Source organism: Ruegeria sp. BF10 (genome assembly GCF_056538725.1).
The window spans coordinates 1232274-1251623 of sequence record NZ_JBQFTR010000001.1 but is presented as its reverse complement, the minus strand read 5'-3'; the positions used below and the strand labels follow the sequence as shown (position 1 = coordinate 1251623).

The following is a 19350-nucleotide window of genomic DNA, read 5'->3' as shown; positions in this document are numbered from 1 at the left end:
CTTTTCGCGTCAGCGCACCACGTAGACCGAGACGTTGGAATGTCGCACCACACGTGCCGCATTCGGGCCCAGCAGGTAATCCTTCAAATCCGGCTTGTGGGCTCCGATTACGATCAAATCAGAGCCGGCACTTTCGGCCGTCTTCAAAATCTCCTGATAAGCTGTTCCTGTCGCAACCACATGGCGGATGGTTTCATTGCGCTCGGCCCCCAGGGTCGATACGCACAGCGCCGTCAGCTTGGCCTGCGCTTCCTCCAACGCCTTGTCGTGAAAACCGGATTCAAAAAACCCCGACACCCAGCTTTCCCCGAAATCGGGCAGCACCGTCACCACGTCAAGTTGCGCCCCTTCCATATCCGCCAGCGCGGCTGCTTTTTTCAGAACCGGTGCATCAATCTCGCCGTTGCTGATATCAACGGCACACAGAACAGAGCGTGTCATGCGGGCACTCCTTGTCTTGCGGCACGACCGCGTTGCAGGAAAGCGATAAGGCCGAGAAGGATCATCGCCGGGATATAGACCAGTTGCTTCGGAGGCTGGCTGGACGGCAGGCTGACCGAGCTCAGGCGCACAGCCTCGTCACCGTAATAGTCAAAGTTGGCCAGATCATCGGCAACCGGTGAACCAAACATCGGCTCATCTAGTTTCACAAGACCATCCTCTTCGAGCAACAGCAGCCCCATGGCATCGACGCGCGCGTCACCGCCCTCTTCTGATCCGACTGGCACGACAACCGTGGTGTCCACCATCTTACCGGTGTCAAAATCCGGCCCGCTGATCACCATGCGAACCTCGGTTCCGGGTGGAGTCTGGCCGATGGTTTCGACAAACGCCGCAGGCTCGACCGAAGTGTATGGAGGTGCGATGCGATCCATGAAGAAATCCGGCCTGAACAGCGCGAATGCCACGGCGATCAGCGCGATGCTTTCATAGATCCGGCTGCGGGTCAGGAAATACCCCATGGTGCCTGCCGTGAAGACAAGGATCGCTATGGTCGCGAAAATCGCCACTGTGATCCCTTCGACCCATGTCACATCGATCAGCAGAAGATCGGTGTTAAAAATGAAGACGAAGGGCAGCGCCACGGTGCGCAGGCTGTAGAAGAAGGCCGTGAAACCGGTTTTGATCGCATCACCGCCCGACACAGCCGCGGCGGCAAAGCTGGCAAGCCCGACCGGAGGTGTCACGTCGGCCATGATCCCGAAGTAGAAAACGAACAGATGGACGGCGATCAGGGGAACGATCAGCCCGCTTTGCGCACCCAGTTCAACAACCACCCCGGCCATCAACGAGCTGACAACGATATAGTTCGCGGTTGTCGGCAAGCCCATGCCCAGGATCAGGCTGAGCAGCCCGACCATGACCAGCATCAGGATCAGATTGCCGCCCGACAGGAACTCGACCAGATCGGCCATCACCTGACCAACACCCGTCAACGTGACGGTTCCCACGATCACGCCCGCGGTTGCCGTGGCAAGCGCGATGCCGATCATGTTGCGTGCCCCGTCGATCAGCCCTTGCCACAGGTCGGCAACACCATCGATGAAAGTGTTGTAGAGGTTGCTCTGCCCCCGGAACATCGCCTTCAGCGGCTTCTGCGTCAGCAGGATGACAAACAGCAGCGATGTCGCCCAGAACGCGGACAGGCCCGGTGACTTCTGTTCAATCATCAGGAAATAGACCAGAACGATGATCGGCAGCAGGTAATGCAGACCTGCCTTGTAGATATCGGCGATGACCGGCAGCGTAACCTCTTTTGCGTTCGGGTCATCCGGTTCCAAATCAGGCACCTGGGCCGCCAAATACAGCAGGGCAACATATACCGCGCAGATAATCAGGCTCAGCACCAGACCGGCCGCCGACGGCACCCAGCTTGTCACGGCATCCACCGGGAATTGCGACCCATAGCAAAGACCTGCAAACACCAGGAAGAATGCAAGCATCCCCACCACGGTCCGCGCCAGATGCACATCGCGGTCGCCCAGCGTGGGCATGTTCCGCTTCACCGCCTCAAGGTGCACGATATAGACCAGCGCGATGTAGGAAATCGCAGCTGGCAGGAAGGCATGGGTGATCACCTCGACATATGAGATGCCCACATATTCCACCATCAGGAAGGCAGCGGCCCCCATCACCGGCGGCATGATCTGCCCGTTCACGGAACTGGCGACCTCGACCGAGCCGGCTTGTTCGCTGCTGAATCCGACGCGTTTCATCAGTGGGATGGTGAATGTACCCGTGGTGACAACGTTGGCAATCGACGAGCCCGAGATCAGGCCGGTCGCAGCCGAGCCCACGACAGCCGCCTTGGCCGGACCACCGCGCAGGTGGCCAAGCGCCCCAAAGGCCATCTTGATGAAATAGTTCCCTGCCCCGGCTTTATCCAGCAATGCGCCGAACAGCACGAACAGGAAGACGAATTTCGTGGAAACACCCAGTGCGATACCAAACACGCCTTCTGACGTGATCCACATGTGGCTCATCGCCTTTTTCAGGCTCGCGCCCTTCCAGCGGATAACTTCAGGCACCCACTCTGAAGCACCGAAGAAGACATAGGCCAAAAATATCGTCGCAATGATTGCCATGGCCGGGCCAAGCGCACGGCGCGCGGCCTCGAACAGCAGGATCAAGCCAAGCAACGCAACCCATTTGTCGGTGTCGTCGGCCAAACCGCCCGCATTGACGATCTTGTCATAGAAGAAATAGCCGTACAGCGCGACAAACGCACCCACCAATCCCATGATCCAATCCTGAACCGGGATGAAATCCCGCGGGCTGGATTTCAGCGCGGGATAGGCTGCAAAAGCCAGAAACAGGGCAAAAGCCAGGTGGAATTGCCGTGCATTGTTCACGACGCTTCCGGGCAAGACATAATTCGCCAGGGGCGAAGCCAGAACAACTTGAAATATCGACCAGATCGCGGCCACGACCGCCAGGAAAACGCCCACGTTCCCGACCGGATTGCGCCCTCCTGCGTCAGAAGACGCAACCAGATCCTGAAGCTCTTCTTCGGAAAGCGGACGATTGGATTGAGTGTCGGAATTCATCAAATGTCTCCCCGTCGCGGCCATTTTTCGGCCATCTGAACCCCGTTTCTTACGGGTTTTGTGCAGGGCGCCCTTGGGCACCCTGCGTCAGGTCTGGTTTACTGAATCCAGCCTTTTTCTTTGTAGTACTTCTCGGCACCCGGATGCAGCGGAGCCGACAGGCCGTCCGCAATCATCTCTTCCGGCTTCAGGTTTGCAAATGCCGGGTGCAGCTTTTTGAAATCATCGAAGTTTTCAAAGACCGAGCTGACGACCGCGTAAACCGCATCTTCCGATACATCGGCCGAGGTCACGAAGGTCGCGCCCACACCAAAGGTCGCGGTGTCTTCGTCGGATCCACGGTACATGCCACCGGGAATGGTTGCCTTGCGGTAGAACGAGTTTTCGTTGACCAGCTTGTCCACGGCCTCACCGCTGACGTTCACCAGAACCGAGTCACATGCGGTAGTGGCTTCCTGAATCGAACCCGAGGGGTGGCCAACGGTGTATACCATCGCGTCGATCTGGTTGTCGCACAAGGCTGCTGACTGTTCAGCCGCTTTCAGCTCGGTTGCCAGTTCGAAATCGTCGGTGGTCCAGCCCATTTCGCCCAGCAGGACTTCCATGGTGCCGCGCTGACCGGAACCGGGGTTGCCGATGTTGACGCGCTTGCCCTTCAGGTCTTCAAAGTTGGTGATGCCGGAATCGGCGCGGGCCACGACGGTGAAGGGTTCGGGGTGCACCGAGAACACGGCGCGCAGGCCTTCGAACGGGCCCGCTTCTTCGAATTTCGAGGTGCCGTTATAGGCGTGGTACTGCCAGTCGGACTGGGCCACACCAAACTCAAGTTCGCCTTCGCGGATGGTGTTGATGTTGTAAACCGAACCACCGGTCGATTCGACCGAGCAGCGCACGCCGTGCTCTTTCCGGCCTTTGTTGACCAGACGACAGATCGCGCCGCCGGTCGGATAGTAAACGCCGGTGACACCGCCGGTACCGATTGTAATGAACTCTTCGGCATATGCCGCCGGAGCCAGAAGGGCTGCGGTGACGAAGGCGCCGACGCTCAGTTTGCTGCTGTTTTTCATCTGTTAACTCCCACTTTTTTTGTCTGGCAGTTGGAAATCAAGTTTGATCACCTGCTCAGGGAAGCGTGCCGATAATACAAACCGGCCCGCATCGCAACGGCTACAAATCTTTGAATTTCCCAATTTCTCCCAACCCTTTCGAGGTTTCATTCAGATACCCACAATGTCAAGGCCGGCACCGGTCGGACCTGCGCCAATTCGCATATATGAGCATAAATCCAGAACTTTCCCCATCAGTTCACAGCGAACAGTCTGGGGTCACACGATCAATCGAAGCCCAAAACTCGGTTTCATCGTCGATGCAATGAACCGGCACGAGTCGGCGCGAAAAAGAGCGATCCGCGTTTTCGAACATGGACGCAGGGCATGTCACGTTTTTGCGTTCGGGCGAATCTGACAAAAGCCCCGCAATACCAACCCGGTTCACGATTCACACCGCCGGGGACCTGATGACCTGACTGCTGATGCAGGCCCGGAACGTTGTGGCATTTGCGGCCCGCTACAGAAGGCCTCTAACAAGACATAAAGACCAAGGTTGCGGGTCAGCACCTTGATCACGGCACCAGCACGGGACCCCGCCATAAGGACGGACGGAATTCTGAATTCGTCGGGAATGTGGTGCCCAAGGAGAGACTCGAACTCTCACGCCCGTGAAGGCGGGGGATTTTGAATCCCCTGCGTCTACCATTCCGCCACTTGGGCCACGAACACTGGATTAGCGCCCATCCGAGCGAAGGTCCAGAGGCAAAAACCATCCAATATTCCATTTGTTTCGCCCTCGACTGTTGACGGTCCGTCAGGCGCATGGTTTGGCTGGGCTTCAGACCGAAAACGGGATTTGAGTGCTTTATGTTACGATCGCTTTATGACTGGACTATTCGTCTGGCCGAACACCCTCACGCGCTGTGGGCGCTGGCCATCGTGGCTTTCATCGAAAGTTCGTTCTTCCCGATTCCGCCAGATGTGTTGATGATTCCGATGATTCTGGCCCGCCCGTCCCGGGCATGGCTGATCGCAACCGTGGCACTGGTGGCTTCTGTTCTGGGGGGCATGCTGGGCTATGCGATTGGTGCGTTTTTCTATGAAAGCATCGGGCAGCCCATTCTGGAATCCATGGGGAAAGCCCATGCCATGGAAGAATTCAATACCCGTTTCAACGACTTCGGGTTCTGGGCCGTTCTGGCCGCTGGTGTGACCCCCTTCCCTTACAAGGTCATCACCATTATGTCCGGCTGGACCGGCATGCCGCTTGGAACTTTCATCGCGACCTCGATTCTGGCTCGCGCCTTGAGGTTCTTCCTGGTGGCAGGTCTGCTCTGGGGATTCGGTGAGCCGATCCGCGACTTCATCGAAAAGCGCCTGGGGCTAATGTTCACTTTGTTCATCATCCTACTGTTTGGCGGTTTCCTGGTGGTGAAATACTTATGACGAGACGTTCGCAACTTGTCGCGGTGGCAAGTCTAGGATCACTGGCCCTTCTTCTGGCCGCTTTTGGCTTTCAGCATCTCGGCGGGCTTGCGCCATGCAAGATGTGCATCTGGCAGCGCTATCCTCATGCAGTGGCCATCGCGATCGGCGCCGTGGCGCTGGCATTGCCAAGGCTGACCTTTCTTCCTTTGCTGGGCGCAGCGGCGGCCGCGACAACTTCGGCGGTGGGTGCATTTCACGCCGGCGTTGAACAAGGCTGGTGGGAAGGCCCAAGCAGCTGCACATCCGGCAGCATCAGCGGTCTGTCCGCAGACGATCTGTTCGATCAAATCATGTCCGCGCCTTTGGTGCGGTGCGATGATATCCCCTGGGAGATGTTTGGCATCTCGATGGCTGGCTGGAACGCTATTGCTTCTGCTGTGCTGGTCCTGATCTGGCTGGCCGCGTGGAAAACCCGCGCGGCTTAAAACTCGTCCAGCTCTGCATCCCAGTACAGGAAATCGATCCAGCTTTCATGCAGGTGGTTCGGTGGGAATTTCCGTCCGATATTGCGCAACGCTTCGGCATCGGGCTGACGAGGCGGCTTGCGCAAGGTCATCCGAGCCTGGCGCAGCGATTTCGACCCTTTGCGCAGATTGCACGGGCTGCACGCCGCCACCACGTTCTGCCAACTGGTCACACCACCGGCGGCCCGTGGCACCACATGGTCAAAGGTCAGGTTGTCACGGCTGCCGCAGTACTGGCAGCGGAATTCATCCCGCAAAAATAAATTAAAGCGCGTGAAGGCCACGCGCTTTATGGGTTTTACATAGTCTTTCAAAACAACGACCGAGGGTATTCGGATCTCGGTGCTCGGGCTGCGGACGACCTCGTCATATTCAGCCACGATATCGACCCGATCCAACCAGGCCGCTTTGATCGCTTCTTGCCAAGGCCACAGTGACAGCGGGTAATAGGACAAGGGGCGATAATCGGCGTTCAAAACCAGGGCCGGGTGTTGTTTGAGCGCACCCGGCTCCCTTACAAATTCGGTCCTGAAGTCTCCGTCCATCACAGAATCGCTCCTCGCTCTCAGCTGCCCGTTTGTGACACCAGAGCGGGGAGCACCCGCCCCGGTCTTTTTATAACTATATATCGTGTTAAAACTCTGACAAGCCCTGATTTTCCACAATATGTCGCAGACGGGTTAACGCGAATCCGTAACAGGCACATGACAGTTATCCACAGCTTGCACGGGGGGTAATCTTCAGGCTATGCGCAGATCATGTCCTGGTTCATTCGCTTCAACAAACCTTATGATGTTCTGCCGCAGTTCACCGACCGCGCCAATACGGACAGCCCGCGCAGAACGCTGTCCGATTTCATCGATCTGCCGGGCGTCTATCCCGCGGGCAGGCTGGACCGTGACAGTGAAGGTTTGATGCTGCTGACGGATCAAGGGAAGTTGCAGTCCCAGATCTCTGACCCAAAGCACAAGATGGCCAAAACCTATTGGGTCCAAGTTGAAGGCACCCCCGACGAGGCTGCCCTGAAAACGCTTCGCAACGGGGTGGAATTGAAGGATGGTTTGACCCGTCCTGCCAAGGCCCGCCAAATCGACGAGCCCGAGGCGCTCTGGCCGCGCACCCCGCCGATCCGCGAACGCAAGACCGTTCCGGACAGCTGGCTTGAACTGACCATACGTGAAGGCAAAAACCGACAGGTGCGCCGGATGACAGCGGCAGTTGGTCTGCCGACGCTGCGCCTGATCCGTTACCGCATCGGAGACTGGACCCTGGATGATCTTGAGCCCGGGCACTGGGACAGTCTGCCAATGCCGACACTGAACGCGGCCCCCCAACGCAAGCGCGACCGTCGCCCACGCCGGTGACAGACCCTGCCCCGATCTGCTAAACTGGGGTCATGAAGAAAACGCCTTACATCCCGGCCCCTTCGGCCATTCTGGAAGCGGCGCTCTATGTTGATGATCTGGACGCGGCAGAACAGTTTTACGGCGAAGTTCTTGGGCTCGAACGCATACAACGTGTCGCCGACCGCCATCTTTTCTATCGCATCGGCGGATCGGTCCTGCTGATATTCAATCCCGACCAGACCGAACAACCGCCGCTTGACCCCGGTATGCCGGTTCCGCCCCACGGCGCGCGCGGCCCCGGACATGTGTGTCTTGTGCTGTCACGAGAGGAAATCGCAGTGATGCGCAAACACCTTCTGGACTGGAATATTCCGGTAGATGCCGAGTTTGACTGGCCCGGCGGCGTACGGTCCCTGTATGTGCGCGACCCGGCCGGAAACTCGGTCGAGTTCGCCGAAGCGCACCTTTGGACTTGATCCGGTGCGGAACGCATGGGCGCTCCGCTGATCAGGTTCCAAAGACTAAAGGCTCAGCTTGTCGCGCATGAAGGCCAGCGCAACGCTCAGCCCATCCGGCGCGATACCGTGCCCGGTACCTTTCATGACATGGGCATAGACCTCTTTGAAACCCGCAGCCTGCAAGGCTTCGGCCGCTTCCGGCAGGGACTGTGGGGGAACGACGTCATCAGCGTCGCCATGCACCAGCAAGACAGGCATCCGGCTAACAGTTTCATCCACCAGCAGATCGGGTTCCAGCAAACGGCCTGAAAAGGCTACGATCCCGGCCACGGGATCTTCCCGCCGCGGCGCAACGTGTAGGCTCATCATGGTGCCTTGGCTGAAGCCAAACAATACAACCTGTTCGGGCAGAACATCTTCGTCCACCATCAGCGCGTCCAGAAAGGCGTTGAAGTCCTCGACCGCCATTTCCATGCCCCGGCGGGCCTCTTCCTCGGAAGACCCGTCGATCCACGGAATCGGGAACCACTGATACCCATTGGGCATTCCGGGGATCTGCTCGGGGGCGTCGGGGGCCACGAACAACGTATCAGGCAGGTGTTCGCCCAGCGGATCGGCCAATCCCAGCAGATCGGCACCGTTTGCGCCGTAGCCATGCACGAACACTACGACCGAGCGCGTGTCGCCCGAAACAGGCTCTTTCCGGAGCGCATTCAAAACCCGTGTCATCTGATCCCTTCTCTTTGTTTTGCAACCCGGTAATAGGCCCACAGCACCCGTGCCGCAACCGAACGCCAGGGCGACCAGGCCTCGGCCATTTTGCGCAATTCCTTGTCCGTTGGACGTTCAGGCAAGTCATAGAGGATGCGCGCCGCCTCTTGCAGGGCGAGATCACCGGGTGCGATGACATCTGCGCGACCCAGTGAGAACATCGCATAGATTTCGGCTGTCCATACACCGATACCCGGAACTTGCGTCAAAGTAGCGACGACATCTGCGTCAGTTGCATCGCGCAGTGCCTTGTAGTCGATACGTGCCTCGGCCAGTGCCCGCGCATATCGGATCTTCTGTCGGCTCAGCCCAACTGCCCGCAGATCATCATCCGTTGCCCACAGGATCTTGCGCGGGCCGGTCAACCTTGCATCCTGAAGCCGTTTCCAGATCGCATTGGCCGAAGCCACGCTGACTTGCTGACTGACAATTGCACTCAATAATTGCGCAAACCCATCGGGGCGGCGGCGCAGCGGCAAGGGGCCGGTCTGATCCATCGCATACGCCATGCGCGGACAGGTTTTGGCCAGCCACTCGGCCCCTTCGGCCACACAGTCCGATGTTTCGATGATGCGGCCTGCGGACATGCGGCCTCCCTGCTCTGCTATCTCGGGCACGTTAGGCGCATGTGACGCAGATGCAACCCGGTTGTGCCTCAAACACTTAGCCGATAACCATTCGCCCATGACCATGATTTCAACCCTTCCGGACGACCGACGGGCCAAACGCAATGTGGCCGTGCTGGTGGCTGCCCAAGCCATACTGGGCGCGCAGATGCCGATGATGTTCATCGTTGGCGGGCTTGCAGGTCAGTCGCTGGCCTCGAACCCCTGTTTGGCGACCCTGCCGATATCCCTGATCGTTCTGGGATCGATGCTGGCGGCCACGCCGATCTCGGCCATCATGCAAAAATGGGGCCGCCGCGTGGGGTTTCTTGTCGGGGCAACCGCCGGCGCATTGGGCGGATTGATAGGAGCTTATGGCCTGTTCCTTGGTTCCTTCCCCATCTTTCTGGTCGGCAGCCTGCTGACCGGCATCTATATGAGCGCACACGGGTTCTATCGCTTTGCAGCAGCAGACACCGCTTCAGACGATTTCCGCCCCAAGGCGATTTCATATGTCATGGCGGGCGGATTGGCGGCCGCCATCATTGGGCCTCAGATCGTGAAGCTGACGTCTGAAGCTTACGTCATCCCTTTTCTGGGTACATATATGGCCGTAATCGGCATCAACGTTCTGGGTTCGGTGCTGTTCTTCTTTCTCGACATTCCGACGCCTGCGAAACCTGCGGCTGATGAACCCAAGGGGCGGTCACGGATCGAGCTGTTGAAAACGCCCCGCATTGCCGTCGCGATCATCTGTGCCATGGTGTCTTATGCGCTGATGAATCTTGTCATGACCTCGACACCGCTTGCGGTTGTCGGATGTGGGTTTTCGGCCAATGACGCGGCGGATATCGTGACAAGTCACGTGCTGGCAATGTATGTTCCCAGCTTCTTCACCGGGCACCTGATCGCCCGGTTTGGCGTTGAAAAGATCGTCGCTCTGGGCCTGGCCATACTTGCCGCATCAGGAGTGGTTGCGCTGCAAGGCGTTGAACTGGGGAACTTTTTTGTTGCCCTCGTCCTTCTGGGCATTGGTTGGAATTTCGGCTTCATCGGCGCGACCACGATGCTGGCCGCATCTCATGAACCGCAAGAGCGTGGTCGGATGCAGGGCCTAAATGACCTGTTGGTGTTTGGCGGTGTGACACTTGCATCGCTGGCCTCGGGTGGGTTGATGAACTGCTCGGGCGGATCCGCGATCGAGGGGTGGAATGCTGTTAACCTTGCCATGATCCCCTTGCTGACACTGGCAGGTGGCGCATTGCTGTGGCTGGTTCTGCGCCCGGCCGATCCCGAAAGCGTCTGATCACCAGCGCCCGCTGCCGACGGTCCACATCAGGGACAGGCGCTGACGCATTTCGCCTGGTTCAAGCGTTCCTGCCGCCACCCGCTGGGGCTGGGCGATGGCCTGCTTCAGAACCCGTTCCGCCAGCCAGCCCGCATACAGCGCGGGACGCGCCTCAGGCGCTATCTCGCCTCGGTTTGATCGTGCATTGCGCAATCGATCCAAGGCGGTTTGTGCCAATTGCTGAACGCCACCCGTCGTGCCATCAAGCAAAGGTACACGACCCCGCTTTTCCAGTTCGGGAATGGCGCGGAACCAATTTGCCACACCGACTCCGTACCCGAAGTCGCGCAGCACGCTTTCCTCCGCCGCACCCAGCGCCTGCGCTGAGGCCACGAAAAGTGACCCGGAACTGTGTTGGATATAGGCGTCAAAATGCTCCTGATCCTCAAACGGGTCCTTATATATATCCCAACGCCTTACGGCGACAAATTCATCCAGAATACCTGCCAGATGAGGCGACAGGACCCGAGACAGAGGCGTCACCACCTCATGCCGCCGCACAGGGGCGCCTTCTGCAATCTCCTGCAACGCGTCGCGCCACCATTGCAGCCGCATTTCGGCGATCATGGGCTCTTGCGTCACCCACGGAGCGCGGGCGACTTCAACATTCAGCGCATAGACCGGAAACAACACCGACCGGGCCGACACCGGAGCCGCCATCGTCGCGCGGAACCGGTCAGGATCAGCCCGCTGCACCAGCGCGGCGCAGGCTTTGACATCGTCATCAAAAACCACGCTCACTCGGCCGCTGCCTTTTGCGGATCACAATCACGGACCAGTTTCCACTGGATCGCATCCAGCAGCGCCTCAAAGGACGCATCAACTATGTTCGCGCTCACGCCAACGGTCGACCAGCGCCGCCCCTGACCGTCTTCGCTGTCGATGATGACGCGGGTCACCGCCTCGGTCCCGCCCTGGGTGATACGGACCTTGAAATCGACAAGGCGCATGTCTGACAGGACCTGCGAGTATTGACCCAGATCCTTCGCCAACGCTTTGGCCAGCGCGTTCACAGGCCCCCTGTCGTTGCCGGACTCGTCCATGGATTCGCTGACCGACAGTTTCTTTTCACCGTCCACTTTCACCACGACGACAGCCTCGGACAGGCTGACCATCTTGTTGTATTTGTTCTTCCGACGCTCAACAGTGACCTTGTAGCGCTTGACCTCGAAGAATTCTGGCAGTTGCCCCAGTTCATCCCGCGCCAACAGTTCGAAACTGGCCTGTGCGGTGTCATAGGAATACCCTTCAGCTTCACGGAGCTTGATCCGTTCAAGGATGCGGCCCAATGCGGGATCGCCGGATTCAACGCTCAGCCCTGCTTCGGTCAGACGTTTGCGCAGGTTCGACTGGCCAGCCTGGTTCGACATCGGAATGATGCGTTCATTGCCAACGCTCGCCGGGTCCACGTGTTCATAAGTCGACGGGTCCTTGAGGATCGCGCTGGCGTGCAAACCAGCCTTATGCGCGAAGGCCGATGCGCCTACATAAGCCGCCTGCTTGCTGGGCACCCGGTTCAGAACATCATCCAACATGCGGCTGGTTCGGGTCAGCCCGGCCAACGCATCAAGGCTGACGCCTGTTGCAAACTGCGAGGCGTAGGGTTCTTTCAGCAGCAATGTCGGGATCAGCGCCGTCAGGTTTGCGTTGCCACAACGTTCACCCAGACCATTCAGCGTTCCCTGAATTTGCCGCGCACCTGCTTCGACAGCCGCCAGAGAACAAGCCACTGCGTTCTCGGTGTCGTTATGGGTGTGGATACCCAACCGTTCACCCGGCAGGCCTGCCGCGATCACTTCGGACACGATCCGCCCGACCTCGGACGGCAACGCGCCACCGTTGGTATCGCATAGCACAACCCATCTCGCACCCGCCTCCAGTGCCGCACGGCAAACTTCGGTCGCGTATTCCGGGTTGTCCTTGTACCCGTCAAAGAAATGTTCCGCATCGAACAGCGCCTCGCGCCCTTGCGCAACGATATGTGCCACCGAAGCACGAACGTTTTCCGTGTTCTCTTCAAGCGAAATACCAAGCGCATCGGTCACGTGATAATCATGAGACTTGCCAACCAGACAAACGGCCTGCGTTCCCGCATTCATCACCGCAGCCAGCACATCGTCATTCTCGGCCGAGCGCCCCGCCCGCTTGGTCATGCCAAAGGCCGTCAACCGGGCCGTGGTCTTTGGGGCGGCGTCAAAGAACGCGCTGTCGGTGGGGTTGGCGCCGGGCCAACCGCCTTCGATGTAATCCACCCCCAATGCGTCCAGCGCCTGTGCGATCTGCACCTTTTCAGCGGTCGAGAACTGCACGCCCTGGGTTTGCTGCCCGTCACGCAGGGTGGTGTCATAGAGGTAGAGGCGTTCCCTGGTCATCAAACCTCCTCCAGCTTGGCGGCATCAAAGCCCGCGCCCGGCACCAGTTCGACACCTTCCTTGCTCATTCGAACCTCAAGCCCTGCCGCTACATACGCAGCCTTGAGTCGATCGACCTCCGAGAAATCCTTGTTTTGCATTGCAGCTACGCGCGCCTTCGCCAAGCGATCTGCATGGGCGCTCAGGTCTATGGACGCGGTGTCCGCCCACCCTCCCATCTGGGGCAGCAGCAAACCCAGCAGTTGCGCGCTTGCCAGCAATCCCGCAGCGTCTCCATCTGACGCCAGGCGGTAAAGCTCGGCCATGGCACCTGCCGTGTTCAGGTCGTCGCTCAGCGCCGCGATCACCTCAGGTGCCGCGCTGGCGGCGGGCTCGATGCCCGCTGTCAGCGCCCGCCACTTGCGCAGCGTCGCCTCTGCCTCACGGGCCTTCTTCTCGGTCCAGTCCATCGGCTTGCGATAATGCGTCTGCAAGAAGACAAAGCGGATCACTTCGCCCGGAACGCCCTGTTCCAGCAGATCATGCACGGTAAAGAAATTGCCCAGCGATTTGGACATCTTCTTGCCTTCGACCTGCAACATCTCGTTATGCAGCCAGACCCGCGCGAATTCACCCTGCGGGTGCGCGCATTTGCTCTGGGCAATCTCGTTCTCGTGGTGCGGGAACATCAGGTCGTTGCCGCCACCGTGGATATCAAAACTCTCACCCAGCAATTCATAGCTCATAGCCGAGCATTCGATGTGCCAGCCCGGACGTCCCCGCCCCCATGGGCTGTCCCAGCCCGGCAGTTCATCGGTTGAAGGCTTCCACAAGACGAAATCCATCGGGTTCTTCTTGTAGGGCGCCACCTCGACCCTCGCGCCCGCGATCATGTCATCGACCGAGCGCCTCGACAGCTTGCCGTAGCTCTGTTTCCAGCTGTCCACCGCAAACAGAACATGGCCTTCGGCGGAATAGGCATGGCCCTTGGCGATCAGATCCTCGATCATTGCGATCATCTGAGCAATATACTGAGTCGCACGCGGCATCTCGTTGGGCTCCAACGTGCCCAAAGCACCCATATCATGAAGATACCAGCCGATGGTTTCATCCGACCGTTCCTGCACCAATTGTTCCAGCGTACCTTCCGCACCCGCCTGTTTGCGGGCCAGCGCCGTGGCGTTGATCTTGTCGTCTACGTCGGTGAAGTTGCGCACATAGGTCACGTGCTCTGCGCCATAGACATGGCGCAACAGACGATACAGCACATCGAACACCACCACCGGCCGTGCGTTGCCCAGATGCGCGCGGTCATAGACCGTCGGACCACAGACATACATCCGCACGTTATCAGGGTCGATCGGTACGAAATCTTCCTTCGTCCGCGTCCGCGTGTTGTGCAGCTTGATCGTCGTCATCGGTCGGGCTCCTAGAAAACAGCAAAGGCTTGCGCGTTGGCGCGGGCTTAGCAACTTGTCTCAGGGATGAAAACGAAAGAAACCGGCCCGCTTGATAAATCAGCAGGTAATGCAGCAGATAATGATGCAGGTCACCGGGTTCATGCCTCTCGGTTAGCACGGGAACCCCGCCAAGCCAAGCGTTGAGTTTGCTCACCCGGTCCGGCAGAGTGCCAGTCATGGATCGAGACTTCATCAATTCCATCTGCAAGGAATTTCCCGGAGCCGAGCTGTCAGACCCGTGGGGCGGCGGTCATGACGCGTGGAAGGTTGGCGGCAAGATGTTTGCCTGTATCGGAACTGCAAATGACGGCGTGTCGGTCAAAACACCCGACGTGGAAACGGCTCAGATGCTGATTGATGCCGGTGTCGCGGTGAAAGCCCCCTATTTTCACCGCAGCTGGGTCCGCCTGCCGTTTGATGCCGAGACCGAGGAGCTGCGCCATCGTTTGACGGTTTCCTATGATCTCGTTCGCGCTTCGTTGACTAAAAAGCTTCAGGCGAAGCTGCCACCGCGAAGCTGATTGACAAACGGCCACTGCTCTGCCCCATTCAGCGCAAGGCAAGCAGGGGCGATGGGATGAAACTGTCTGAACGCATCACGCAGATCACCGGCGGCGGCAGCGATGGCTGGGACGTGTTTTATCGCGCCCGCCGGATGCAGAGCGAAGGACAAGCCGTAATAGAACTGACGATCGGTGAACATGACACCCGAACCGACCCTTCGATTCTTCAGGCGATGGAGCTGTCGGCCCGCAACGGCCACACAGGTTACGCGATGGTGCCCGGCACGGACCTGCTGCGCGACACGGTCGCCGCTCGGGTTCAGACCCGCACTGGCGTTCCGACCTCTCGGAACAACGTTCTGATCACCCCCGGCGGGCAAGCCGCCCTGTTCGCGGCACATATGGCCGTGTGCGATCCCGGTGATGTCGGATTGTATCTCGACCCCTACTACGCCACCTATCCCGGCACGATTCGGGGCGTTGGCGCCGTGGCCCGCGCGGTTCAAACCACCGCTGAAGGCGCTTTCCAGCCCAAAGCCGAGCGGATCGATGCCGCCGCTGAAGGCGCGGTTTCGTTGTTGATCAACACGCCGAACAATCCGACCGGCGTGGTCTATTCCCGTCAATCGCTCGAGGCGGTCGCTGACGTGTGCAAACGGCGCGATCTTTGGCTGATTTCGGATGAGGTATACGACACCCAGGTCTGGGACGGCGAGCACATTTCGCCGCGTGCGCTGCCCGACATGGCAGAGCGAACGCTTGTGGTTGGATCCATGTCCAAGTCCCATGCCATGACCGGGTCTCGGTGTGGATGGGTCGTCGGCCCCGAGGATGTCATCGCCCATCTGATCAATCTGGCGACCCACACCACCTACGGCGTTCCCGGGTTCGTACAGGACGCCTCCAGCTTTGCGCTGACCGCGGGTGTTGAACTGGAAGAAAAAATCGCCGCCCCGTTCCGCCGCCGGCGTGCCCTGGCAATGGATATTCTGGCCTCGCAAAACACCGTAGGCCTCGTCCCCGCGCAGGGTGCCATGTATCTGATGCTGGATATCCGCGCGACCGGGTTGTCGGGGGACGCGTTTGCCAACGCGCTGCTGGACGCACACAGAATTGCCGTCATGCCCGGCGAAAGCTTCGGCAAGGCCGCTGCCGGGCACGTACGGGTGGCCATGACCGTGGCGGATGAACGCTTTGCGGATGCGCTGAAAACGCTGTGCAAATTCGCGTCGCAACTTGCGAGGAAGCACGCAGCTGAATAAGCCTGTTGTCAGAAACGGAACGTTGTACGCAGGTTGAAGACGTTGGATTCCAGACCACCGGTGGATCGGGTCACATCATCGAAGTCTTGCCGCAGCGCTTCACCGCTGATGACAAAATTCTCGCCAATCGGATAAGCGATGCCGATTCCGTAAACGGCGGCGGTATCGCTGTCGACGGATGTTTCGGCCCGTGCCGCGCCAACGACGACATACCCCAGCGCACTGCCGAAATCGTACCCGCCACGCAGTTTCAAACGCGTCATGCTGTCCAAGCTTCCCTGAGATTGGCTGAGGTTCAGGGACAGGCGGTTGTATTCAAGTTCACCGCCCAGAACGAAAGCCCCGAAATCCTGGTCATAGCCTACATGCGCACCAAAGGCGGTGTCGTCCCCGCTTGATCCACCCGGTCCATCCGCATCCGCGTACCCAAAGCTGAGCCCAACGTAACCTCCTGTCCAATCCTCTGCCATAACCGGGCTGGCGCTGGCCGTCAGAGCCACGACAATCAGGACAGAAAAAAGTTCAAAAGTCTGTTTCAACGCGATTTCACTCGGGATTCAGATCATGTCTAGCTTTGAATTCAACTGGGATCGCTTTTGTCAGAGTTCAATTCCTTGCACGCAAAGCTCAAGAGTAAGTGAATGCAGTATAACAGATTTCTGTCACCGCGGGAGAAAATCTGCCTCAGAATTCCGTCAGTGGACCGTTGGGCAGATATTTGCTGAAGTTAATTCCGTTGAGGTCGCAAACAGAACAGATTGCGTCGCCGTGTTTTGGAACTCTTGCGCCAAACGTTGAGAGGCGGAATGACTGACCACGACTGGAAAATCAGCCTGATCAGCCGCACCATTGGTGCGGACCGGGGGCGTGCAGCGAGAGGGCGGCCGTAAGCGGCCATTTGCCAGTTCCCCAAACATCTCTCACAGATCGGAAAAAGAAATGAACGACCAATCCCGCAACACATCGCGCAGCGGCGGTCGCGCTGCGCGTCGCGCTGCCCGTGCAACCGCATTGCCTGAACATCTGCGCCCCGTGCGCCCTGGTATGGAAGGCGGTGTCCTGAATGTCCTGACCCAGGCACAGATCGAACGTATCCACGAGGCCGCCCTGACCGCATTGGAAACTATTGGTCTGGCGGACGCGCCGCAAAGCGGGATCGACTATCTGGTCGGTGCAGGCTGCATACTGGGCGACGATGGCCGCATCCGCTTTCCCCGTGCCCTTGTCGAAGACACGATCGCAAAAGCGAACCGCAAGGTCACATTGTACAGCCGCGATGGAAAAACCGATCTGGACCTGACCGGTACAAAAGTACATTACGGCACGGCTGGTGCCGCCGTTTCCATGGTCGACGTGCATGGTCGCGAGTATCGTGATTCAACCGTTCAGGATTTGCACGATGCCGCACGCATCTGCCAACAGCTTGACAATATTCACTTTGTTCAACGCCCCATGGTCTGTCGCGATATCGCCGACAACCTGGAAATGGACCTGAACACGATCTACGCAAGTTGTTCGGGAACGTTCAAACATATCGGCACGTCCTTCACGGAACCCAGCCACGTCGCCCCCGCGATGGAGATGATCTACATGATCGCGGGCGGCGAGGACAAATATCGCGAGCGACCTTTCGTGTCGAACTCGAACTGCTTCGTCGTCCCTCCGATGAAATTCGCCACTGAAAGCTGCGAAGTGATGGAGGAGTGCATCAAGGCCGGGATGCCGGTGCTGTTGCTGTCAGCCGGTATGGCCGGTGCCACCGCGCCATCGACAATCGCCGGAGCAATCACCCAAGCCACGGCGGAATGCCTTGCGGGATTGGTTTATGTAAACGCCGTAAGCCCCGGCGCACCCGCAGTTTTCGGCACCTGGCCCTTTGGTCTTGATCTGCGGACCGGCGCAATGTCCATCGGTTCCGGAGAACAAGCCCTGCTGACGGCAGGCTGCGCCCAGATGCACCGTTTCTACGACTTGCCTGGGGGTGCGGCGGCCGGTGCATCAGATTCGAAGCTGCCCGACATGCAGGCCGGGTGGGAACAGATGTGCTCGAACGTGATGGCGGGGCTGTCCGGGTTGAACATGGTTTATGAAGCCGCTGGCATGCACGCCTCGCTGCTGGGTTTCTGCTTTGAAAGCCTCATTCTCAGCGACGACCTGATCGGTCAGGCACTGCGCTGTGTGCGCGGGATCGAAGTGACCGATGAAACCCTGGCATTGGATCAGATCGCATCCGTATGCATGGGCGGCCCCGGTCATTATCTGGGCACCGATGCGACCCTCAGCCGGATGCAGGCCGACTATGTCTATCCGACCTTTGGTGACCGCTCGTCCCCCAAGGAGTGGGTGGAGGTTGGCAAACCGGATCTGGTTGAAAAGGCAGTGGCCCGAAAGAATGAAATCCTGTCCACCCCGTCGGCGGCCCGGTTCGACCCGCTTCTGGATGCTGAAATTCGGGAAAAATTCAACATTCACTTGCCGTTATAGCATCTGAAAAAGCGGCCCGATGAGTGTCGGGCCGCCCTTTCTTGTTTACCCGTTGCTGGGTGGAAGCAAACCTGCCTCTTGCGCAACGGCCACTTCATCAGCATCCAGCGCCCCGTCGCCGTTTGCGTCCATCGCCGAGAAAGTGTCGGCGTCGACGTCGGGCAACACGGCCTGGATTTCTTCGATGGTCAGAACGCCATCGCCATTGGCATCGGTTGAGGACTGCGCCGAGAGCACTCCCGGCAGGGTCAGAGCAGCGATGGAAATCCCAATCAAGTACTGCGGTTTCATTTTGGTGCCTCCTGGATAGGTTGATTATGTCTTCGTCCGGACAGGCCCCAGAAACACCGCAACAGCCGCAGGCGTCACCCGTTTTGCGCGATCGGGAGGAAATCGCGCCATTCCTTGCGTGTTTGACCGAGTCGGAGTCGCGAAGCGCCGCCGGGCAAAACCTTGCCAGACCCATTTCGGCGGGACATGCCCGAAAGGCATTGTCTGATCCGGCAAGACTGCGCTTATCCGATAAACCACGCGAAAAAAGAAAGGGGGCCGAAGCCCCCTGTCAGTTTCGCCATCCAGGCTCATTTCGTTGACCGCCCGGTGTTTTTTTGCCTGCGGCCTGGACGTCGCATGGAACGAGCGCACCCGTTCCGTGAAAGAGTGGGAGGGAGCAAATATTCCGCCCCACCCTGTTCCCGGCCAACACGGGCATGT

The 19350-nt window shown here is 58.8% G+C and carries 19 protein-coding genes and 1 tRNA gene; 8 read left to right on the top strand and 12 right to left on the bottom strand.

Annotated elements, in window-relative coordinates:
• Positions 1 to 9: 9 nt before the first annotated feature.
• The 4 genes from ACR0DJ_RS06335 to ACR0DJ_RS06320 form a co-directional block, all read right to left on the bottom strand.
• Positions 10 to 441 carry a universal stress protein gene (locus ACR0DJ_RS06335; protein WP_170344175.1) on the bottom strand — a complete coding sequence of 144 codons (432 nt, stop codon included), beginning with the start codon at positions 439 to 441 and terminating at the stop codon, positions 10 to 12.
• Positions 438 to 3047, bottom strand: a complete 2610-nt coding sequence (locus ACR0DJ_RS06330) for a TRAP transporter permease (protein WP_170344174.1) — start codon at positions 3045 to 3047, stop codon at positions 438 to 440. The genes ACR0DJ_RS06335 and ACR0DJ_RS06330 overlap by 4 nt, the downstream gene beginning before the upstream one ends.
• 98 nt (positions 3048 to 3145) lie before the next feature.
• Positions 3146 to 4114, bottom strand: coding sequence for a TAXI family TRAP transporter solute-binding subunit (locus ACR0DJ_RS06325; RefSeq protein ID WP_170344173.1), 969 nt, complete (start codon positions 4112 to 4114; stop codon positions 3146 to 3148).
• Positions 4115 to 4730: 616 nt separating this feature from the next.
• Positions 4731 to 4816: transfer RNA gene (locus ACR0DJ_RS06320), tRNA-Leu, on the bottom strand.
• A 147-nt stretch (positions 4817 to 4963) separates the two neighbouring features.
• Here ACR0DJ_RS06320 and ACR0DJ_RS06315 point away from each other — a divergent pair.
• Together ACR0DJ_RS06315 and ACR0DJ_RS06310 are read left to right on the top strand one after the other, a co-directional pair.
• Entirely contained in the window at positions 4964 to 5542 is a 579-nt protein-coding gene (locus ACR0DJ_RS06315) for a YqaA family protein (protein WP_152458071.1), read from the top strand.
• On the top strand, positions 5539 to 6009 hold the full coding sequence (locus ACR0DJ_RS06310) for a disulfide bond formation protein B (protein WP_171639446.1): 471 nt from the start codon (positions 5539 to 5541) through the stop codon (positions 6007 to 6009). Before ACR0DJ_RS06315 ends, ACR0DJ_RS06310 begins: the two co-directional genes overlap by 4 nt.
• Here ACR0DJ_RS06310 and ACR0DJ_RS06305 read toward each other — a convergent pair.
• Positions 6006 to 6593, bottom strand: a complete 588-nt coding sequence (locus ACR0DJ_RS06305) for an HNH endonuclease (RefSeq protein ID WP_480684250.1) — start codon at positions 6591 to 6593, stop codon at positions 6006 to 6008. The genes ACR0DJ_RS06310 and ACR0DJ_RS06305 overlap by 4 nt on opposite strands.
• 213 nt (positions 6594 to 6806) lie before the next feature.
• Between ACR0DJ_RS06305 and ACR0DJ_RS06300 the strand changes: the two genes are divergently transcribed.
• Entirely contained in the window at positions 6807 to 7412 is a 606-nt protein-coding gene (locus ACR0DJ_RS06300; RefSeq protein ID WP_480684248.1) for an rRNA large subunit pseudouridine synthase E, read from the top strand.
• Positions 7413 to 7444: 32 nt separating this feature from the next.
• Positions 7445 to 7870: a VOC family protein gene (locus tag ACR0DJ_RS06295; protein ID WP_480684246.1), complete on the top strand. Its 426-nt coding sequence runs from the start codon at positions 7445 to 7447 to the stop codon at positions 7868 to 7870.
• Between the two features lie 45 nt (positions 7871 to 7915).
• Here the strand turns inward: ACR0DJ_RS06295 and ACR0DJ_RS06290 are convergent, their stop codons facing one another.
• Together ACR0DJ_RS06290 and ACR0DJ_RS06285 are read right to left on the bottom strand one after the other, a co-directional pair.
• A complete protein-coding gene (locus ACR0DJ_RS06290) occupies positions 7916 to 8581 on the bottom strand; it encodes an alpha/beta hydrolase (RefSeq protein ID WP_152458076.1) in 666 nt (221 codons plus the stop codon).
• On the bottom strand, positions 8578 to 9210 hold the full coding sequence (locus tag ACR0DJ_RS06285; RefSeq protein WP_480684244.1) for a DNA-3-methyladenine glycosylase family protein: 633 nt from the start codon (positions 9208 to 9210) through the stop codon (positions 8578 to 8580). The genes ACR0DJ_RS06290 and ACR0DJ_RS06285 overlap by 4 nt, the downstream gene beginning before the upstream one ends.
• Before the next feature lie 97 nt (positions 9211 to 9307).
• On the opposite strand from ACR0DJ_RS06285, the gene ACR0DJ_RS06280 reads away from it, so the two are divergent.
• Positions 9308 to 10534 (top strand): MFS transporter, encoded by a 1227-nt coding sequence (locus tag ACR0DJ_RS06280; RefSeq protein WP_480684242.1) that lies wholly within the window; start codon positions 9308 to 9310, stop codon positions 10532 to 10534.
• Here the strand turns inward: ACR0DJ_RS06280 and ACR0DJ_RS06275 are convergent, their stop codons facing one another.
• The 3 genes from ACR0DJ_RS06275 to cysS are packed head-to-tail and all read right to left on the bottom strand — an operon-like array spanning position 10535 to position 14345.
• On the bottom strand, positions 10535 to 11311 hold the full coding sequence (locus ACR0DJ_RS06275; protein ID WP_170344735.1) for a phytoene/squalene synthase family protein: 777 nt from the start codon (positions 11309 to 11311) through the stop codon (positions 10535 to 10537).
• Between the two features lie 2 nt (positions 11312 to 11313).
• A complete protein-coding gene (cimA, locus tag ACR0DJ_RS06270) occupies positions 11314 to 12948 on the bottom strand; it encodes a citramalate synthase (RefSeq protein ID WP_480684240.1) in 1635 nt (544 codons plus the stop codon).
• Positions 12948 to 14345 carry a cysteine--tRNA ligase gene (gene cysS, locus ACR0DJ_RS06265; protein WP_480684238.1) on the bottom strand — a complete coding sequence of 466 codons (1398 nt, stop codon included), beginning with the start codon at positions 14343 to 14345 and terminating at the stop codon, positions 12948 to 12950. The genes cimA and cysS overlap by 1 nt, the downstream gene beginning before the upstream one ends.
• A gap of 218 nt (positions 14346 to 14563) precedes the next feature.
• Here cysS and ACR0DJ_RS06260 point away from each other — a divergent pair, with 218 nt between their 5' ends.
• Positions 14564 to 14908 carry an MmcQ/YjbR family DNA-binding protein gene (locus ACR0DJ_RS06260; RefSeq protein WP_480684236.1) on the top strand — a complete coding sequence of 115 codons (345 nt, stop codon included), beginning with the start codon at positions 14564 to 14566 and terminating at the stop codon, positions 14906 to 14908.
• Between the two features lie 56 nt (positions 14909 to 14964).
• The gene (locus ACR0DJ_RS06255; protein ID WP_425078315.1) at positions 14965 to 16152 is read left to right on the top strand and encodes a pyridoxal phosphate-dependent aminotransferase; all 1188 of its coding nucleotides are present in this window, start codon (positions 14965 to 14967) and stop codon (positions 16150 to 16152) included.
• A gap of 8 nt (positions 16153 to 16160) precedes the next feature.
• Here ACR0DJ_RS06255 and ACR0DJ_RS06250 read toward each other — a convergent pair whose 3' ends face one another.
• Positions 16161 to 16691, bottom strand: coding sequence for an outer membrane protein (locus ACR0DJ_RS06250; RefSeq protein WP_257600797.1), 531 nt, complete (start codon positions 16689 to 16691; stop codon positions 16161 to 16163).
• 400 nt (positions 16692 to 17091) lie between these two features.
• Between ACR0DJ_RS06250 and ACR0DJ_RS06245 the strand changes: the two genes are divergently transcribed.
• Positions 17092 to 18636 (top strand): trimethylamine methyltransferase family protein, encoded by a 1545-nt coding sequence (locus ACR0DJ_RS06245; RefSeq protein WP_480684234.1) that lies wholly within the window; start codon positions 17092 to 17094, stop codon positions 18634 to 18636.
• A gap of 45 nt (positions 18637 to 18681) precedes the next feature.
• Here the strand turns inward: ACR0DJ_RS06245 and ACR0DJ_RS06240 are convergent, their stop codons facing one another.
• Positions 18682 to 18927 (bottom strand): EF-hand domain-containing protein, encoded by a 246-nt coding sequence (locus ACR0DJ_RS06240; RefSeq protein ID WP_117868858.1) that lies wholly within the window; start codon positions 18925 to 18927, stop codon positions 18682 to 18684.
• Between the last annotated feature and the right edge of the window lie 423 nt (positions 18928 to 19350).

Coding starts and splice junctions, on each gene's coding strand:
- ACR0DJ_RS06335 (WP_170344175.1), bottom strand. CDS start 441: ATGACACGCTCTGTTCTGTGTGCCGTTGATATCAGCAACGGCGAGATT.
- ACR0DJ_RS06330 (WP_170344174.1), bottom strand. CDS start 3,047: ATGAATTCCGACACTCAATCCAATCGTCCGCTTTCCGAAGAAGAGCTT.
- ACR0DJ_RS06325 (WP_170344173.1), bottom strand. CDS start 4,114: ATGAAAAACAGCAGCAAACTGAGCGTCGGCGCCTTCGTCACCGCAGCC.
- ACR0DJ_RS06315 (WP_152458071.1), top strand. CDS start 4,964: ATGTTACGATCGCTTTATGACTGGACTATTCGTCTGGCCGAACACCCT.
- ACR0DJ_RS06310 (WP_171639446.1), top strand. CDS start 5,539: ATGACGAGACGTTCGCAACTTGTCGCGGTGGCAAGTCTAGGATCACTG.
- ACR0DJ_RS06305 (WP_480684250.1), bottom strand. CDS start 6,593: ATGGACGGAGACTTCAGGACCGAATTTGTAAGGGAGCCGGGTGCGCTC.
- ACR0DJ_RS06300 (WP_480684248.1), top strand. CDS start 6,807: ATGTCCTGGTTCATTCGCTTCAACAAACCTTATGATGTTCTGCCGCAG.
- ACR0DJ_RS06295 (WP_480684246.1), top strand. CDS start 7,445: ATGAAGAAAACGCCTTACATCCCGGCCCCTTCGGCCATTCTGGAAGCG.
- ACR0DJ_RS06290 (WP_152458076.1), bottom strand. CDS start 8,581: ATGACACGGGTTTTGAATGCGCTCCGGAAAGAGCCTGTTTCGGGCGAC.
- ACR0DJ_RS06285 (WP_480684244.1), bottom strand. CDS start 9,210: ATGTCCGCAGGCCGCATCATCGAAACATCGGACTGTGTGGCCGAAGGG.
- ACR0DJ_RS06280 (WP_480684242.1), top strand. CDS start 9,308: ATGACCATGATTTCAACCCTTCCGGACGACCGACGGGCCAAACGCAAT.
- cimA (WP_480684240.1), bottom strand. CDS start 12,948: ATGACCAGGGAACGCCTCTACCTCTATGACACCACCCTGCGTGACGGG.
- cysS (WP_480684238.1), bottom strand. CDS start 14,345: ATGACGACGATCAAGCTGCACAACACGCGGACGCGGACGAAGGAAGAT.
- ACR0DJ_RS06260 (WP_480684236.1), top strand. CDS start 14,564: ATGGATCGAGACTTCATCAATTCCATCTGCAAGGAATTTCCCGGAGCC.
- ACR0DJ_RS06255 (WP_425078315.1), top strand. CDS start 14,965: ATGAAACTGTCTGAACGCATCACGCAGATCACCGGCGGCGGCAGCGAT.
- ACR0DJ_RS06245 (WP_480684234.1), top strand. CDS start 17,092: ATGAACGACCAATCCCGCAACACATCGCGCAGCGGCGGTCGCGCTGCG.
- ACR0DJ_RS06240 (WP_117868858.1), bottom strand. CDS start 18,927: ATGAAACCGCAGTACTTGATTGGGATTTCCATCGCTGCTCTGACCCTG.